Source organism: Oerskovia sp. PE-21s, assembly GCF_056158145.1.
On sequence record NZ_JBUXJM010000003.1, the window covers coordinates 144,582 to 160,551 of the forward strand.

Annotated in this window: 17 protein-coding genes and 1 riboswitch; of the genes, 1 reads left to right on the forward strand and 16 read right to left on the reverse strand. The window is 72.3% G+C overall.

The features are described from left to right. Positions 1–30: 30 nt before the first annotated feature. The 8 genes from ACZDYF_RS06545 to clsA all read right to left on the reverse strand — a co-directional run bounded on the left by ACZDYF_RS06545 (position 31) and on the right by clsA (position 6,202). Positions 31–621 (reverse strand): MerR family transcriptional regulator, encoded by a 591-nt coding sequence (locus ACZDYF_RS06545; protein ID WP_475054885.1) that lies wholly within the window; start codon positions 619–621, stop codon positions 31–33. 257 nt (positions 622–878) lie between these two features. After that, the gene (locus tag ACZDYF_RS06550) at positions 879–1,397 is read right to left on the reverse strand and encodes a bifunctional nuclease family protein (protein ID WP_372440726.1); all 519 of its coding nucleotides are present in this window, start codon (positions 1,395–1,397) and stop codon (positions 879–881) included. A gap of 106 nt (positions 1,398–1,503) precedes the next feature. Next, complete coding sequence (gene ftsR / locus ACZDYF_RS06555) at positions 1,504–2,313, reverse strand: transcriptional regulator FtsR (protein ID WP_307824093.1); 810 nt, start codon at positions 2,311–2,313, stop codon at positions 1,504–1,506. After that, positions 2,310–2,801 (reverse strand): FHA domain-containing protein, encoded by a 492-nt coding sequence (locus tag ACZDYF_RS06560; RefSeq protein WP_191790427.1) that lies wholly within the window; start codon positions 2,799–2,801, stop codon positions 2,310–2,312. The genes ftsR and ACZDYF_RS06560 overlap by 4 nt, the downstream gene beginning before the upstream one ends. Positions 2,802–2,983: 182 nt before the next feature. After that, the gene (locus ACZDYF_RS06565) at positions 2,984–4,267 is read right to left on the reverse strand and encodes a DUF881 domain-containing protein (protein WP_475054889.1); all 1,284 of its coding nucleotides are present in this window, start codon (positions 4,265–4,267) and stop codon (positions 2,984–2,986) included. An 8-nt stretch (positions 4,268–4,275) separates the two neighbouring features. Continuing rightward, the gene (locus ACZDYF_RS06570) at positions 4,276–4,608 is read right to left on the reverse strand and encodes a small basic family protein (RefSeq protein ID WP_475054891.1); all 333 of its coding nucleotides are present in this window, start codon (positions 4,606–4,608) and stop codon (positions 4,276–4,278) included. Continuing rightward, positions 4,605–5,606, reverse strand: a complete 1,002-nt coding sequence (locus ACZDYF_RS06575) for a DUF881 domain-containing protein (RefSeq protein ID WP_475054893.1) — start codon at positions 5,604–5,606, stop codon at positions 4,605–4,607. Before ACZDYF_RS06575 ends, ACZDYF_RS06570 begins: the two co-directional genes overlap by 4 nt. After that, the gene (clsA, locus tag ACZDYF_RS06580; RefSeq protein ID WP_475054894.1) at positions 5,603–6,202 is read right to left on the reverse strand and encodes a cardiolipin synthase ClsA; all 600 of its coding nucleotides are present in this window, start codon (positions 6,200–6,202) and stop codon (positions 5,603–5,605) included. Before clsA ends, ACZDYF_RS06575 begins: the two co-directional genes overlap by 4 nt. A 453-nt stretch (positions 6,203–6,655) precedes the next feature. On the opposite strand from clsA, the gene ACZDYF_RS06585 reads away from it, so the two are divergent. After that, positions 6,656–8,578, forward strand: coding sequence for a DEAD/DEAH box helicase (locus tag ACZDYF_RS06585; protein ID WP_475054896.1), 1,923 nt, complete (start codon positions 6,656–6,658; stop codon positions 8,576–8,578). Positions 8,579–8,772: 194 nt separating this feature from the next. Here ACZDYF_RS06585 and ACZDYF_RS06590 read toward each other — a convergent pair whose 3' ends face one another. The 8 genes from ACZDYF_RS06590 to rpe form a co-directional block, all read right to left on the reverse strand. After that, a complete protein-coding gene (locus tag ACZDYF_RS06590) occupies positions 8,773–9,252 on the reverse strand; it encodes a PH domain-containing protein (RefSeq protein ID WP_475054899.1) in 480 nt (159 codons plus the stop codon). 235 nt (positions 9,253–9,487) lie between these two features. Then, entirely contained in the window at positions 9,488–10,342 is an 855-nt protein-coding gene (hisG, locus tag ACZDYF_RS06595; protein ID WP_191790432.1) for an ATP phosphoribosyltransferase, read from the reverse strand. Between the two features lie 190 nt (positions 10,343–10,532). Next, positions 10,533–10,796: a phosphoribosyl-ATP diphosphatase gene (locus ACZDYF_RS06600; protein WP_030151355.1), complete on the reverse strand. Its 264-nt coding sequence runs from the start codon at positions 10,794–10,796 to the stop codon at positions 10,533–10,535. A 129-nt stretch (positions 10,797–10,925) separates the two neighbouring features. After that, positions 10,926–11,393 carry a 6,7-dimethyl-8-ribityllumazine synthase gene (ribH, locus tag ACZDYF_RS06605; protein WP_475054903.1) on the reverse strand — a complete coding sequence of 156 codons (468 nt, stop codon included), beginning with the start codon at positions 11,391–11,393 and terminating at the stop codon, positions 10,926–10,928. Next, positions 11,390–12,805: a 3,4-dihydroxy-2-butanone-4-phosphate synthase gene (gene ribB, locus ACZDYF_RS06610; protein WP_475054904.1), complete on the reverse strand. Its 1,416-nt coding sequence runs from the start codon at positions 12,803–12,805 to the stop codon at positions 11,390–11,392. The genes ribH and ribB overlap by 4 nt, the downstream gene beginning before the upstream one ends. A gap of 8 nt (positions 12,806–12,813) precedes the next feature. Next, complete coding sequence (locus ACZDYF_RS06615; protein WP_475054905.1) at positions 12,814–13,521, reverse strand: riboflavin synthase; 708 nt, start codon at positions 13,519–13,521, stop codon at positions 12,814–12,816. Continuing rightward, the gene (gene ribD, locus ACZDYF_RS06620) at positions 13,521–14,825 is read right to left on the reverse strand and encodes a bifunctional diaminohydroxyphosphoribosylaminopyrimidine deaminase/5-amino-6-(5-phosphoribosylamino)uracil reductase RibD (RefSeq protein ID WP_475054907.1); all 1,305 of its coding nucleotides are present in this window, start codon (positions 14,823–14,825) and stop codon (positions 13,521–13,523) included. Before ribD ends, ACZDYF_RS06615 begins: the two co-directional genes overlap by 1 nt. 115 nt (positions 14,826–14,940) lie before the next feature. Continuing rightward, a riboswitch (FMN riboswitch) is annotated at positions 14,941–15,066 on the reverse strand. 218 nt (positions 15,067–15,284) lie between these two features. Further along, positions 15,285–15,947, reverse strand: a complete 663-nt coding sequence (gene rpe, locus ACZDYF_RS06625; protein WP_191790436.1) for a ribulose-phosphate 3-epimerase — start codon at positions 15,945–15,947, stop codon at positions 15,285–15,287. Positions 15,948–15,970: the final 23 nt, after the last annotated feature.

Genomic DNA, 15,970 nt, shown 5'->3' on the forward strand with positions numbered 1-15,970 from the left:
CCTCGGCGGCGTGAGGTGCGTCGGAGGGCTTCAGCCTGCGCTGCGTGCCCGACGGCGGAGCTCGAGCTCGTCCTCGGTGGGTACGCCCGGCGTCTCGTCGTCCCCCAGGGACTCGGCCGGCATGTCGCTCAGCGTTCCCTCGACCTCACGCCAGACGCGCCCCACCGCGATGCCGAAGACTCCCTGGCCACCCTGGACCAGGTCGACGACCTCGTCCGCAGACGTGCACTCGTACACGCTCGCACCGTCGCTCATGAGCGTGATCTGTGCGAGGTCGTTCACGCCGCGTTCGCGCAGGTGCTCGACCGCGGTGCGGATCTGCTGCAGCGACACCCCGGTGTCGAGGAGTCGCTTGACGATCTTGAGGACGAGGATGTCCCGGAAGCCGTAGAGCCGGTGCGTCCCCGAGCCGGAGGCCGACCGGACCGTCGGCTCGACCAGGCCGGTACGGGCCCAGTAGTCCAGCTGCCGATAGGTGATACCGGCGACGCGGCACGCCGTGGGACCGCGATATCCGGTGGTCGTGTCGTGCTCGGTGATGTCCTCGCCGAACAGCAGGCCCTGGGCCGCGTGGGAAACAGGAGCCCCTGGCTCCGCTCCAGCTCTGCCGCTGCTGTTCACTGTGCCTCCAAGGATGATGTGGACTCCACGCTAGGCCCGGGGTCGGGGAGCGTCAACGACCGAGGCCTTGAGAACCGAGCGTGTCGCGCAGGTCCCCTGTCACCGCGGCCACGCGCCAGACGGTGAGGACCGGACGCGCTGCGGCGGAGATCGCCTGTCCGACTTTACCCGAAATACCCCTCTTGTCTCCCTGAATGATCGAAGGTTCGTCCGTTTTGCCGAATTGTCGCCAGCACCTCTGGGTGAACGTTCGGCAGCTATCGGTCCCCCGGCTCCTCACCTCGTTCGGAAGGTCCGAAGTCCTCGGGTGAAACGTGCTCGAGGAAGTCGCGGAACTCGGCGACCTCTCGCTGCTGCTCCGGGTCGACGATCTCGACCCCGGCGAGCGCGACGATCTCCGCGGAGCACATGACCGGGCTCTCGGTGCGCACGGCGACCGCGATCGCGTCCGACGCCCTCGCGTCCACCCGGACCCCCGTGCTGAGGACCATCTCCGCGAAGAAGATGCCGTCGTCCAGCGCCACGATCTCGACCCGCAGCAGACCGACCTGCACCGCCTCGAGGACGTCACGGAGCAGGTCGTGGGTCATGGGCCGCGGGGCGGTCAGGTGCGCCTGTGCCATCGCGATCGCACTCGCCTCGCGCGGGCCGATGATGATCGGCACCACCAGCTCCGCCGCGGGATCCAGGAGCAGCACGACGATCTCCTGCCCGGCGCCCTGCTGCTGGCGCACGCCGAGTACCTCCACCGGGACCATCGGCACCTCGTTGCTCACCCGTCCACCGTACGACGGCACGCGCCGTCCGTCAGTGGGAGGAGCACCTGCGGACCTGAACCTCGCTCCAGGAGCGCCCGTCGGACCAGCGCCGCACCGGTGCGGCTCAGTTCGTGAGGTCTCCCACGCCCTGGCGCAGCCAGACCGTGTGGAGCTTGGCGAAGAGCTCGCCGACCTCGCCCGCGAGGGCCCCGGCGTGCGCACGCGCCGACGAGGACTGCTGGCTGCGCCACGGTGCCACGACCTGCTCGACCAGTCCGACGTGGCGGTCCGCCGACGTCCGGAGCAGCCGGAGGTGACGCGGTTCGATCCCGTACTCTCCGAGCGCCGCCGCGAGCTGGACGACCTCGAGGGACCATGCGTCGAGCTGCCCACCGGGAGCCTGGCGCAGGACGCCTGCAGAGATCAGCCCCTCGACCAGGGAGACGTCCACCCCCACCGTGGTCGCCAGCGAACCGACGGTGTACCTCTGGCGAGCCGCCGTCGTCTCCGTCTCGCCGTCGCTCGCCGCCAGGCGCAGGGCAGGGTTCTCCACGACCTCGCCGGCGTCGAGCGCGGCGAGGTTCTCCTTGATGACCTTGAGGGGGAGATACCTGTCGCGCTGCTCGAGCAGGACGTAGCGCAACCTCTCGACGTCAGCGGGGCTGTACTGCCGGTAGCCCGACGGCGTCCTCTCGGGGTCGATGAGCCCCTGCTCCTCGAGGAACCGGAGCTTCGAGTGGCTCACGCCGGGGAACTCCGTGCGCAAGGCGCGCAGGACGTCCGAGATGCGCATCGAGGCGCGCCGCGAGATGCCCTGCGGCCATGGCTCGCCAGGCTGCTCGACGTCGCCCTCGTCGGCCGGTCGGGGGGTCAGCGCGCTGCTGCCGTCGAACCGGTTCTCGTGTCCCCAGGGGGAGCGTGCCGGCCGGTTCACGGGTGCTCTGCCGCGCCTTCCGCCGACCCCACGGGCTGGCCGAGGACAGGGCTGGTGAAGAAGGTGAGTCGGTACTTGCCGATCTGCACCTCGTCGCCGGTAACGAGAGCCACCGCGTCGACCCGGTTGCGGTTGACGTAGGTACCGTTGAGCGACCCGATGTCGCGCACCACGAACTTGTCGTCGTCGCGGACGAACTCCGCGTGCTTGCGCGAGACCGTGACGTCGTCGAGGAAGATGTCCGCGTGCTCGCTCCGCCCGGCGACCGTCCGCTCGGCGTCGAGGAGGAAACGTGACCCGACCGAGGGGCCGCGCTGCATGACGAGCAGCGCAGAGTGCCGGGGCAGCGCGGAGATCGCGGCCTGCTCCTCGGCGGAGAGGCCACCGGGCTGCGTCCCTTCCTCGAGCGGCAGCTCGATCCGGCCGAACGTGACCGTCGTGTCGCTACCTCCCCGGCGTGGCTCCGCAGATTCACCTGGAGTGGTCATCTCGCCTCCTCGGGAGTTGTGACGCATTCAGCGCAAAGTGCCTTGGGCGGAAAGGTACTACATGCTCCCGCGCTCCATCCTGCGAGCAGCAGGGATGCGGTCAATACCCGTCCAACCCGTCCAACCTACCCCGCCAGGCGGGTCCGAGAAAAGTATCCGCCCACGTCACGCGGCCCAGAGGGTCAGTTCCCGCCCTCGGCAGGCACGGGCGTCGCGAACTCCGGGGTCTCCGGCTCGCGGGTGGACGAGATGGTGACGAGGTCCTCCTGGGTGATCTTCGGGCTGGCGCCCTCGTTGCGCACCGAGGACATCGCACCGCCAGGAATCTCGAGGGCGGTCTCGAGCGTCGACGGGTCGCCGATGGCCTTCCACTGGTAGGGCGAGGCGATCTTCTGGCCGTCGACCACCATCCCCCGGCTCGTCTCCTCGAAGTAGCTGCTCGTGACCAGGCGGATACCGTTGACCTCCACGACCTCGACTCCCGCGTTGCGCAGCTCCTCGAGAATGTTGAAGAGCTTGTGCGCAGGGATCCGCTCGTCGGTCTCGGTGATCGTCAACGTGATCCCCGGCCCCTCCGCGGGGAGGCGCCCCGAGAGGATTCCCTGCGTCTCGGACTGTCTCTGGGCGAGCTCGAGGGCGGCCCGCTGCTGCCCGGACCCGGAGCTCAGCTCGTCGCGGGTGTCCTGGAGCCCCTCGACGCGCGTCTCGAGCGCGTTCGCGCGCTGCGTCACGTCGTCCAGGAGTCGGACCAGGTCGCTCTGACGCAGGGACGAGAGCTGCTGCTCCTGCGTCTGGCTCACCTGGACAGCCAGTGCGAACCCGAGCAGTGCGCACAGCAGGCCGGCGAGGAGCTGGGAGCGGGTGACCTGCGGTCGCATGGCCCGACCGAGCTTCGACCACCCGGCGGGCGACTCGGTGCCCTTCGACGCCGAGGAGGCTGGAGCGACGTCTTGCGCCTCGTGCCGCCCGTGCGGGCGATCCGGGCTCGCGGGCGGGCTGGACGCGAGGGGTTCGGCCCGGGAGACGGGAGCTGCCTCGCCGAGGACTGCGTGCCCGCCGGGCGCGCTCCGTACCGCCGGAGCCTCGTCCAGGGGCTCCGTCCCCTCCGCCACCTGCTCGCCCTGCACGGTCACCGGGTCGTCGGTCACGGGAACGACGTCGTCCCGCTCCGCGACGGGAGGGGCGGTCGCCGGACCGGCCGGCGGTGCGATGGGCACCTCGTCCACGACGTGCTCGACCGCGGTCTCCGCTGCGTCGGGCTCGGACGGCACCACCGCGGCGCTCTCGTCCTCGTCGGCCGTCGGGTCGGCCGGCACCGCGGCGTCCCCCTCGGGACGCACGACCGGTCCCCCAGGCACGGCAGTCCTCGGGGCGGCCGCGTCCTGCGGAGCCGCGGAGGTCGCGGGGGTCGAGGGGTCGTCGGGGTTCACGGAGTCGTTGTCCTCGGGGGCGGAGCTCGTCGTCATCGCGTCACCTACGCCTTGAACAGGTGCCGACGGATGGCAGCGGCGTTGGAGAAGATGCGGATGCCGAGGACCACGACGACGCCCGTCGAGAGCTGGGTTCCCACACCGAGCTGGTCGCCGAGGAAGACGATGAGTGCCGCGACGACCACGTTCGAGAGGAACGAGACGAGGAAGACCCTGTCGTTGAAGAGCCCGTCGAGCATGGCGCGCAAGCCACCGAAGAGCGCGTCGAGCGCCGCGACGACCGCGATGGGCAGGTAGGGCTGAAGGGCCACGGGGACGGTTGGTTGGAGCACGAGCCCCGCCACGACTCCGAGGACCAGTCCGACGACTGCGATCATTCCGTGCTCTCCTGCCCTGCGTGTGAACTGTCGGCTCCGGTGGGACCGGTCGACGACGCGGGGCTCTTCGTCTCCCCCGTCGACTCGCCGTCCTGCCCGGTCGGCGCCCCAGGCTCGTCACCTGTGGCTGCCGTGGAGTCTACGGCGTGCGCGTAGAAGAGTCGTTGGATTCCGTTTCCCGGCAACGAGAGCTTGCTCTGGGCGATCCGGCTGTACTGGATCCCCCACGTGGAGCTGATGGTGCTGAGGTACCCCGGGGCGGACGACCGGACGAACTCGGTCTCGAGCGTCGCCGGGTCGCCGATCGCCTCGACCCGGTACGGGGCGATCAGGGGCTGGAGGTCCACCAGGATCGCCTCGCCCGCGCTGCGGACGGCGCTGAGCGGCGTGAGTCGCTGCCCGTTGATCGCGATGGCCTCGGCGCCAGAGGCCCACAGGGCGTTGACCACGCGCTGGAGGTCACCGTCCTGCACCTTCTTGTTGAGCGACTGGTCGTCGGCGCCCACGCCCTCCGCGGCGTCGTTGAGCGTGATCACGAGCCCCGGCCCGGTGACCGCGATCGAGCCGTTGGCGACGCCGTCGATCTGGAGGGTCTCCAGCAACGCCGGGTCGACGTCGGCGAGCGCGTCGGTCTGCAGGGTCTCGATCTCCTCGCTCAGGGCAGTGGCCTGGGCGGAGAGCGCGTCCACCTCCTCGCGCCGGTTCAGGATCTCCTTCTCGAGCACCCGTCGTGCCTCGATCGCGGCGCCCTGCGGGGCGCGCAGGTCGATCGTCGCCGCGGCCGTCACGAATCCCAGCAGGACGGCGAGCGCTGCGACGAGCACCCAGGTGCGGGTCTTGCGCGGCGGTTCGTCCCCCGCGGCGCGGCGCGCGGCAGCCTCGGCGTAGCCGGCGTCGAGAGGCCGGTCCATGACCTCGGTGAGGAGCGTCATGGACGCGTCGAGCGCAGGCTTCCCGTGTCGGGAGGAGGACGCGTCGTTGCGCGGGGCGTGGGTCATCCTGCGGCCGTCTCCTGGGGGTCGGTGCGGGGTGTGACGAGGTGGCGGGTCTGCCGGATGTACTGGATGCCCGCGAGCCAGTAGAGCCCGACGCCCCAGCCGGTGAAGGCCCAGCCGATGATCGAGGCGGTCGCCCCGAGGGCGCCGGGCGCTTCTGCGAGCAGCAGCAGCGGGAAGGCGTAGAGGAGGGCGAAGGTGGCCGCCTTGCCCACGAAGCTCACGGGCAGGGGGCCGTAGCCGTGCCGCGTGAGGACGGGCAGGAGGCACAGGAGCGTCACGTCGCGCGCCAGGATGACGACCAGCACCCACAGGGGCACGACGTCTCTCCAGGCGAGACCGACGAGGGTGACCAAGATGAAGAGCCGGTCGGCTGCGGGATCGAGCATCTGTCCGAGCTTGGTGACCTGGTCGAGGCGTCGGGCGAGCACGCCGTCGAGCCAGTCCGAGGCGCCGGAGATCGCGAGGACCGCCAGCGCCCACTCGTCGTTGCCGCGGACGATGAGGACCGCGAACACGGGGACGAGGGCGAGCCGGAGGAGGCTGATGGTGTTGGGGATCGTGAGGATGCGTGAGCTGACCTCTTGATCTGCTGCCACGCCCACCGTCCGTTGCTCCGTGCGTCCTGTGCTGTGTCCATCCTACGGTTGGTCATCCTAGGGCCGGGCGGGGGCCGGGTGCTGGCATTTCTGGTGTCCGGCGGGGCGTTGTGACCGGTTCTTCCGGTTCATATGGATATGGCCGGAGGTGGTGTGCGCGACAGCGGCCTCGGGAACCTCGCAGAGGCGTGGCTGCGTCGTGTCCGGCACTCGCGCGCGGAGCCCTGTGCTCGACGTCACCGGGCCCTCGTTCCTCCTCCGGGGCGGGCGTCGCGTAGACTGGCAGCACAATCTGGAGTTCGTCGCTGTTCCCGCGTGTTCGTGTGAGTGTGGCCCGCCGCTGTTTTTGCGCGGGCGAGTCACCGGTGTGTGTTCGGGAGTGCGGCCAGTGGAGAGCCGACTTGGCAACCACGCGTAACTCCCACCCTCAGCGAAACGGTTGAACACATCTCTATGTCTCTTGACACCTCTGCGCCCATGCACGCCCTCGACCAGGTCGAGACCGCCCAGGTGCCGGCTCCTGCCGAGCAGTCCGGCCCCACCTTCGCGGACCTGGGCCTGCCGACGAACATCCTCAAGGCCGTGACGGACCTTGGCTTCACGATCCCCTCCGCCATCCAGGAGCGTGCAATCCCCGCCCTGCTCTCCGGGCGTGACATCACGGGCGTCGCCCAGACCGGCACGGGCAAGACCGCCGCGTTCGGTCTGCCGATGCTCGCCGCGATCGACCCGAACCTGGGTCGCGTCCAGGGCCTGGTCCTGGCCCCGACGCGTGAGCTCGCGATGCAGGTGGCCGAGGCCATCGAGACCTTCGCCAAGCACGTTCCGGGTGTCGAGGTCGTCGCGGTCTACGGCGGCTCCCCCTACCAGCCGCAGCAGCGCGCCCTGCAGCGCGGTGCACAGATCGTCGTCGGGACCCCCGGCCGCGTGATGGACCACCTGGAGCGTCGCAGCCTCGTGCTCGACGACATCCGCTACCTGGTCCTGGACGAGGCCGACGAGATGCTCCGCATGGGCTTCGCCGAGGACGTCGAGAAGATCTTCGGCCAGGCCCCCAAGGAGCGTCAGGTCGCGCTGTTCTCCGCGACGATGCCCGCTCCGATCCGCCGCGTGGCCGCCCAGCACCTGAACGACCCGGTCGAGATCGCGGTCACCCGTCAGTCCTCGACGGTTACCTCGGTGCGCCAGACCTACTCGGTCGTGCCGTTCCGTCACAAGACGGGTGCCCTGGTGCGCGTGCTCGCGACGTCGGACGCGGACGCGGCGATCGTGTTCACCCGGACCCGTGGTGCGGCCGAGGAGGTCGGCTCGGCCCTCGTCGAGCGCGGTATCTCGGCAGCCACGATCTCCGGCGACGTGGCACAGAAGGACCGCGAGAAGATCGTCGAGCGTCTGCGCTCTGGCGCCCTGGACGTCCTGGTCGCGACGGATGTCGCCGCCCGTGGCCTGGACGTGGACCGCATCGGCCTGGTCGTGAACTTCGACCTGCCGGGCGAGCCCGAGGCGTACGTGCACCGCATCGGTCGTACGGGTCGTGCCGGTCGTACGGGTGAGGCGCTGAGCTTCGTGACCCCGGGCGAGCGCAACCGTCTGAAGTTCATCGAGAAGACCATCCGTGCGAGCCTCGAAGAGGTCGACGTGCCCTCCCCCGCGGACGTCTCCGCGCACAAGGCACGTCGCATCCTCGGTCAGGTCGCCGAGCGTCAGGCCGCTGGCCGGCTGTCGATGTACCGCGACCTGGTCGCGGCGTACGTCGCCGAGTCGGACGTCGACCCGATCGACCTGGCAGCGGTCCTGGTCGCCCTGTCGGTGGGTGACGACGGCCCCAAGGCCCGCGAGGAGCAGGAGCTCTTCGAGGCGCAGCGCGCCGAGGCGAAGAACGCTCGCCGTGAGCGCGAGTCCCGCCCCTACGGCGAGCGCGACTCGCGTGGCCCCCGTGAGGGTGGCCGTGGCGGCGAGCGTGGCATCCGTCGCGACGCGGTGGGCACCCGCTACCGCCTGGCCGTCGGGCACACGCACGGCGCTCAGCCGTCCGGCATCGTGGGCGCCCTGACCAACGAGGGCGGGCTCAACGGCAAGGACCTCGGCAAGATCGACATCTTCCCGAGCTTCTCGCTCGTCGACATCGCGACCCCGCTCGACTCCGCCACGATCGACCGCATCTCGCGGGCCCGTGTCGCGGGCAAGTCGCTGCGCATCCAGGTGGACCAGGGTGCGCCTCAGGGCGCCCGCGGGCCCCGTACGGGTGGCTCCGCGCCCCGCTCGGGCGGCTACTCGGGCGGTCACTCGGGCCACGGCCCGGCCGGCCGCTACGACGAGCGCCCCGAGCGCAGCGGCGAGCGCAAGGCTCCCCGCTTCCGCGCCGGCGAGCGCTGATCGTCCGCGTGGCCTGATCCCCGGCCGCTGAGCACGACGAGAGGGCCCCTGGAACCTGCTGGTTCCGGGGGCCCTCTCGAGTTCCCGAGGGCCGCTCCGGCCCTCGGCCCGCGCCGTGCGCCGTGCCGAGACACGCGCTCGCTGCGGGGCGGGGCGGGGCCAGGCGAGCGTCCTCCGGGCCCGACGACGTCGCGTCAGTCCTCGTGCCCCTCGCCGTGGGCCACGACGAGCGCCGCCAGACGCGCCGCCTCGTTCTCGCTGCGTCGTGCACCGTCCGCGCGCTGGATGCCCATGACCGCGAGCGCCTTGCCGTCCGACAGGTCGAGGCGTACCCATGGGTCGCCGGGGCCGAAGCGCACGGAGACGACCTGGGGCCAGTCCAGGCGGCGGGTGAAGACGATGTTGTGCACGGTCAGGTGCTCGGGGGTGACGGTGGCCCGGACCTGGCCGAGGCGCCACAGGACGAGGGCGCAGAAGGCGCCGACGCCGATCGTGGCGGCTTTGTTCCATCCGGAGTCGGTCCCGGGGCCGGTCGCGACCAGGGCGACGAGGGTGCAACCTGCCAGGATCGCGACGGCGGCGGTGTATGCCACTGCGGTGCCCCAGCGTGGCCGGAAGGGGGCGTAGGGGTCTCCGGGGGGAAGGTCGGGGGGTGGGGCGACATAGCTGCTCACGTGTCCATCCTCCCCCGTCCTGCGGCCCTTTTCATCGGTCGTGCGGGGAGGAGGGTGCCTGCGGGGTGGTCACGACTCCTCGGTGCCGGTCGCCGTGCCGCGTCGTCGCGACGGGAGACGACGTTGCCCGGGTGCTGTCGTGGCACCCGGGCAGCGCAGGCTCGTGGTGGCCGTTCCCCGTCGACGCACTGTCCGCCGCTCGGGGTGGCCTGGCTGTGTGGGAGACGCGGAGGCGTCAGAGGCGGCAGGCGTGGATCGAGGTCACCAGGATCGCGCGTGCGCCGACCTCGTAGAGGGCGTCCATGAGCTTGTTGGTCTGGTCGCGGCGCACCATGGCGCGCACGGCTGCCCAGTCGCGGTCGTGCAGCGGCGAGACGGTCGGGGACTCCAGGCCGGGCGTGAGGGCCACCGCGGCCTCGACGAGGTGTGCGGGTACGTCGTAGTCCATCAGGACGTACTGGCGGGCCGTGAGGACGCCCAGCAGTCGGCGTGTGAGCGTCTCGAGGCCTGCGGAGACCGCGTCGTCGGTCACGGAGGCCGGGCGGATCAGGACGGCCTCGGACTTCAGGATGGGGTCGCCGAAGACCTCCAGGCCGGCCCCGCGCAGGGTCGTGCCGGTGGACACGACGTCCGCGACGACGTCGGCGATGCCGAGCTGGACCGCGGACTCGACCGCGCCGTCCAGGTGCACCACGGAGGCCGTGACGCCGTTGGACCGCAGGTGGTTCTCCACCAGGACCTCGTAGGACGTGGCGACGCGCAGTCCCTCGACCTGGTCGAGGGACGTGATGGTGCCCACGGGGGCGGCGTACCGGAACGTGGATCCGGCGAAGCCGAGCTGCATGTGCTCGACGGCCGCTGCGCCCGAGTCGAGCAGCAGGTCGCGGCCTGTGATGCCGGCGTCGACCGTGCCGGTGCCGACGTACACGGCGATGTCGCGCGGGCGCAGGAAGAAGAACTCGACGTCGTTGTCCGGGTCCGCGAGCACGAGCTCGCGGGTGTCGCGGCGCTGGCGGTAGCCGGCCTCGCGGAGCATGTCGACGGCGGGCTCGGACAGGGAGCCCTTGTTGGGAACGGCGATGCGGAGCACGGGGTCCTCGCGTTTCTTGGGGAGTTCGGGGGGCGGGGCGGTCAGGGGGACCGATCACCCGGTCGGCGCACCGGCGAGGGCCGGTGCCCGGGGACGGACGGTGGACGACTGCGGACGGACATGCGTGAGGGAAGCGACCCGGGTGCCTGAGCCCCCGTGCGCCTCCCCCTGGACCCGGACCTGGCCGGGTTCACAGATGCTTGTACACGTCCTGCAGGGTCAGGCCCTTGGCGAGGAGCAGCACCTGCACGTGGTACAGCAGCTGGGAGATCTCCTCGGCCGTCTTGTCGTCGCCCTCGTACTCGGCCGCCATCCATACCTCGGCGGCCTCCTCGACGATCTTCTTCCCGATCGCATGGACACCGGCATCCAGCTCCGCGACCGTGCCGGAACCGGCGGGTCGGGTGGTGGCCTTCTCGGTGAGCTCGGCGAACAGCCCTTCGAACGTCTTCACCCGACCAGGGTAGTCGCCCGGCGGTGGCCGGGTGGACCTGTCCCGCCCACCGGTCACCGGGCGACCGCGGCGCCCCTTCGGTGCGTGCGCATCGAGGGGGCGCCACGCCGTCGGGCCGTCAGCGGGTGCTCAGAGGTCGCGCAGCGCCACGACCGTGGCGATGGCCGCATCGACGGCCTCCGCGCCCTTGTCCTCCCGGGAGCCGGGCAGCCCCGCCCGGTCGAGCGCCTGCTGCTCGTCGTCGCACGTGAGCACCCCGAAGCCCACGGGGACCCCGGTGCGTACCGAGACGTCGGTCAGGCCCGTCGTGGCGGCCGAGCACACGTACTCGAAGTGCGGGGTCCCGCCGCGGATCACGACGCCCAGCGCGACGACGGCGTCCGCGCCGTGCTCGGCGGCGCGCGCGGCCGCGACGGGCAGCTCGAACGAACCCGGCACGCGGATCTCGGTGACGTGCGTGACGTGCGCGGCCGCGAGCGCCCGGCGGGCCCCTGCGAGGAGGCCGTCCATGACCTCGGTGTGCCAGCTGGCGGCCACGACGGTGATCCGCAGCCCGGTGCCGTCGACGGTGATCTGGGGTGCTCCTGCGCCGCTCATCGGTCGTTCTCCTTGGTGGTGTGGGTGGTGGGTGCTGTGTCGGGGGTGTGCTCGGGGGTGATCTCGAGGCTGTCCAGGAGGTGGCCCATGGCGACCTTTTTCGTCATGAGGTAGCCGTGGTTGTGCTCGCCGTGCCCGACCTCGAGCCGGTGGGCGTCGGCGACGTCGATGCCGTGCGCGGCGAGCCCCGTGACCTTGGCGGGGTTGTTGGTGAGGAGCGTGACGCGGTCGAGGCCGAGGTCGTGCAGGATCGCGGCAGCGGCGCCGTACTCACGGCGGTCCACGGGCCACCCGAGCTCGAGGTTGGCCTGGACGGTGTCGAACCCGGCGTCCTGCAGCTCGTAGGCGCCGATCTTGGCGAGCAGTCCGATGCCTCGTCCTTCGTGCCCCCGCAGGTACACCACGGCCCCGCCCAGTGCGGCGACGCGTTCCATGGAGGCCTGGAGCTGGGGGCCGCAGTCGCAGCGCAGCGACCCGAACGCGTCCCCGGTCAGGCACTCGGAGTGCACGCGCACGAGCGGTGCGACGGGGGCGCCGTCCTGCCCGGTGCCGGCGAGGGTGCCGCCCCCCGCAGGGACGGCCACGGGCACGAGGGCCACGTGCTCCGCCCCGGTACGCAGGTCGCGGTACCCGTGGACGCGGAAGTGGCCGTGCGCGGTGGGCAGGTCGGCCACGCTCGTGGCCTGCACGCGGGGCACGAGCGTGGGCTGCGTGTCCTGCTCGGGGACGGCGGGGTCGTGCTCGCGGCGCCACGCGATGAGGTCGGCGATCGTGATGAGCACCAGCCCGGCGTCCGCGGCCGCCCGGGCCGCGTCGTCGAGCCGCATCATGGTGCCGTCGTCGTTGACGAGCTCGGCGATGCCTCCGACCTCGCCCGCCCCGGCCAGGCGCACGAGGTCGACCGCGGCCTCGGTGTGCCCGGCACGGTGCAGCACCCCGCCCGGGACGGCGCGCAGGGGCAGGACGTGCCCGGGCCGGATGAGGTCGACCGCACCCGAGGCGGGGTCGGCCAGGACGTGCAGGGTCCTGGCCCGGTCGACGGCGGAGATCCCGGTCGTGACGCCCGTGGCGGCGTCGACCGTGACCGTGTAGGCCGTGCGCCTCGGGTCCTGGCTGTGGGGCACCATGAGCGGCAGGTCCAGGGCGTCGGCCCGCGCGGCCGGCATGGGCGCGCACAGGTAGCCCGAGGAGTGCCGGATGGTCCAGGCGACCCACTCGGGGGTCACGGTCCCGGCCGCGAAGACCACGTCGGCCTCGTTCTCGCGGTCCGGGGAGTCGGCGACCAGGACGGGACGCCCGGCGCGGATCGCGTCGAGGGCCTCCTCGATGGTGCCGGTCCGGACGTGCCCAGGGTGCTCGGACGGGTGGGGGGTGGCGTCGCCGGGACGGGTGGCGTCGGGCTGGGGGTTCATGGCGGTGCTCATTCCTGTGCTGCGCTGGTCCTGGGGGCGTCCGCCGGGCCGGAAGCGCTCGCGGGATCGTCGGTGGCCGCGAGCGCCCGACCGTCCCGGCCTGCCAGGAGGGCGGCACCGGTCGTGAGGAGTCTCTCGACGTACTTCGCGAGGACGTCGACCTCGAGGTTGACCCGGTCCCCGGGGACGAGGGAGCCCAGGTTCGTGGCCTCGAGCGTCGTGGGGATCAGGGACACCCCGAACGAGGTGTCGTCCACGTGGGTCACCGTGAGGGACACGCCGCTGACCGTGATCGAGCCCTTCTCCGCGACGTAGCGCGTCAGCCCCGGGGGCGCGGACACGACCAGGTCGTCCCACCGCTCCCCCGGGGTCCGGCGCGCGAGGGACCCGACGCCGTCGACGTGTCCCTGCACGATGTGCCCGCCCAGGCGCGTGTCGGCGCGCACGGCCCGCTCCAGGTTCACGGACGAGCCGGGGCGCAGACCGCCCAGGGCGGTGCGACGCAGGGACTCGGGCATGACGTCGGCGGTGAAGGTGCCGTCCTGTCCCACGCCCGTGACGGTCAGGCACACGCCGTCGACCGCGATCGAGTCGCCCAGGCGGGCGTCCGAGGTGGCGAGGGGGCCGTGCACCGTCAGGACGGCGTCGGAGGTCTCACCCCCGGGGAACGCGATCTCGCGGACCGTGCCGATCTCTTCGACGATTCCGGTGAACATCACTTCTCCTGTTCGGGGGTGGTGCGGTGGGTGCTGTCGTGGGGGGAGGTCCGGGCATCGGGCTCGGGTGGTCCCGCCACGCCGAGGCCGGGGGCGGTACCAGGAGGCGTGGAGGGCACGGACGGCGCAGCGGGCACGGCCCGGGCCACGACCAGGACGTCCTCGCCGAGTCGCCGCACGTCGTGCGTGGAGAAGCGGGGGGCGCCCGCGAGCGTGGTCACGCCGAGGTCTCCCACGGCACCCAGGCCCGCACCCAGGAGCACGGGTGCGAGGTAGGCGTGGACCTCGTCGACCGCCCCCGCCGCGAGGAACGCCGTCGCCAGCCCCGGGCCGCCCTCGACCAGGACGTGACGCACCTCGCGCGCGGCCAGCCCGGCCAGGACCGCGTGGACGTCGTGCGTGCGCACGTGCAGCACGGGCCCGCCGCCGTCGCTCGTCCAGGGCCCGCCCGGCGCGAGCCGCGCGCCCGGAGGAAGGTCACGGAGCCCGACGACGACGCGCAGCGGCTGGTGCTCGGCAAGCCCCGGCTCCGGCCCGACCACCCCACCAGCGACCCGCAGGGGCTGGTGGTCGGCAAGCCCCGGCTCCGGCTCCCCTGTACGCGCCGTGAGCGACGGGTCGTCGGCCACGACGGTCCCGGTACCCACGAGGATCGCGTCGACCTGCGCACGGACCCGGTGCGCGTGCTGGCGGGCCGCGGGCCCGGTGATCCACTGCGAGGTGCCGTCGGTGGCCGCCACGCGCCCGTCGAGGGTCGAGGCGAGCTTGAGGGTCACGTAGGGGCTCCCGCGGCGCACGGCGACGAGCCACGGCCCCAGGAGTCGCTCTCCCTCGGCCTCGCGCAGCCCGGGGGCCACCCGGACGCCGGCCGCGCGGAGGCGCTCGCCGCCCCCGGTCGCGACGGGGTTCGGGTCCGTGACGGCGTAGACGACCTCGGCCACGCCCGCGTCCAGCAGCGCCTGCGCGCACGGCCCCGTGCGTCCGGTGTGGTTGCACGGTTCGAGCGTGACCACGGCCGTCGCGCCGTGCACGTCCACGCCGCGCTCGCGGGCGTCGGCCAGGGCGGCCGCCTCGGCGTGCGCGGTGCCCGCGCCCCGGTGGAAGCCTTCGGCGAGCACCACCCGGGGCGAGCCGTCCACGAGGCCGCGGGCGGCGGCGTCGGGCAGGGAGCCCGGGGGGCTGTGCGCGGGGCCCAGCAGGACGGCGCCCACGCGCGGGTTGGGGCCGTGGGCCGGGCCGCGCGCGGCCAGCTCGAGCGCACGCAGCATCGCGTCGTCGATCGTCAGTGCGGGCCTGGCGCCCATGATCCTCCTCCCGGTGAGCACGACGCTCCGGGGTGAGGGGTGGTCGACGACGTCTGGGGACCTCAAGGGTCCACGGACGTCACGACACCACGGCACAGGGCTCTGCCCCGCGCCGCCACGTACTTCCTCCCATCCGGACTTTCACCGTCGGTCCTGGAGTTCCACCAGGTCAACCACGCCGAGGCGTGGGTCGCGGACTGTCACCGCCGGCTCGGAATTACACCGACCCCGGAGCACGTGTGTGCGTACTGCTGATGCTGCTGACCGTCGAGACCCTGGCTCGCGCTCCCTGAGGTGCGCTGCGCCCGGCGTCCCGTCTCCACCCAGCATGCCACACCGGCATTCCCCCGCAGGAACTCGATCCGCTGCGTCCCGCGGGCTGGAACGATGTGAACGGTCCCGGGGCGCGGCGCCCCCGAGCGGGGCGCCGGGAACGGACCGTCGGGCGGCCGGCCGGGGTCAGTGCGTGTGCTGGTCCGCGAGCGCCCGCAGGGCCGCGATCTCCTCGGGCACGTTCTCCGCGCCGTACACGGCCGAGCCGGCGACGAACACGTTGGCCCCGGCCTCGGCCGCGCGCTCGATGGTGGCGCGCGAGATGCCGCCGTCGACCTGGACCCACACGTCGAGCCCGGCGTCGGACACGGCGTCGCGGATACGGCGGACCTTGGGCAGCACGCCCTCGATGAAGGACTGGCCGCCGAAGCCGGGCTCGACGGACATGACCAGGAGCATGTCGAACTCGGGCAGCAGGTCCAGGAACGGCTCGACCGACGTCGCGGGGCGCAGCGCGAGGCCTGCGCGCGAGCCCAGGCGGCGCAGCTCGCGCGCCAGGCGCACGGGGGCGGTGGCGGCCTCGGCGTGGAACGTGACGGACGCGGCGCCGGCCTCGGCGTAGCCGGGGGCCCAGCGGTCCGGGTCGGCGATCATGAGGTGCGCGTCGAGCGGCACCGGGGACACCTGGGCGAGGCGCTCGAAGATCGGCAGACCCAGGGTCAGGTTGGGCACGAAGTGGTTGTCCATCACGTCGACGTGCGCGTAGTCGGCGGTCGCGATCGCGCCCAGGTCGCGCTCGAGGTTCGCGAAGTCGGCGGACAGGATGCTGGGGGCGATGAGTGCGGACATGGGCACCAGCCTAGAGGGCGCCC

Excerpts from the sequence above, each read along its gene's own strand:
- ACZDYF_RS06560 (WP_191790427.1), bottom strand. The coding sequence starts at position 2,801 with ATGACCACTCCAGGTGAATCTGCGGAGCCACGCCGGGGAGGTAGCGAC.
- ACZDYF_RS06565 (WP_475054889.1), bottom strand. The coding sequence starts at position 4,267 with ATGACGACGAGCTCCGCCCCCGAGGACAACGACTCCGTGAACCCCGAC.
- ACZDYF_RS06570 (WP_475054891.1), bottom strand. The coding sequence starts at position 4,608 with ATGATCGCAGTCGTCGGACTGGTCCTCGGAGTCGTGGCGGGGCTCGTG.
- ACZDYF_RS06575 (WP_475054893.1), bottom strand. The coding sequence starts at position 5,606 with ATGACCCACGCCCCGCGCAACGACGCGTCCTCCTCCCGACACGGGAAG.
- ACZDYF_RS06585 (WP_475054896.1), top strand. The coding sequence starts at position 6,656 with ATGTCTCTTGACACCTCTGCGCCCATGCACGCCCTCGACCAGGTCGAG.
- ribH (WP_475054903.1), bottom strand. The coding sequence starts at position 11,393 with ATGAGCGGCGCAGGAGCACCCCAGATCACCGTCGACGGCACCGGGCTG.
- ribB (WP_475054904.1), bottom strand. The coding sequence starts at position 12,805 with ATGAACCCCCAGCCCGACGCCACCCGTCCCGGCGACGCCACCCCCCAC.
- ACZDYF_RS06615 (WP_475054905.1), bottom strand. The coding sequence starts at position 13,521 with ATGTTCACCGGAATCGTCGAAGAGATCGGCACGGTCCGCGAGATCGCG.
- ribD (WP_475054907.1), bottom strand. The coding sequence starts at position 14,825 with ATGGGCGCCAGGCCCGCACTGACGATCGACGACGCGATGCTGCGTGCG.
- rpe (WP_191790436.1), bottom strand. The coding sequence starts at position 15,947 with ATGTCCGCACTCATCGCCCCCAGCATCCTGTCCGCCGACTTCGCGAAC.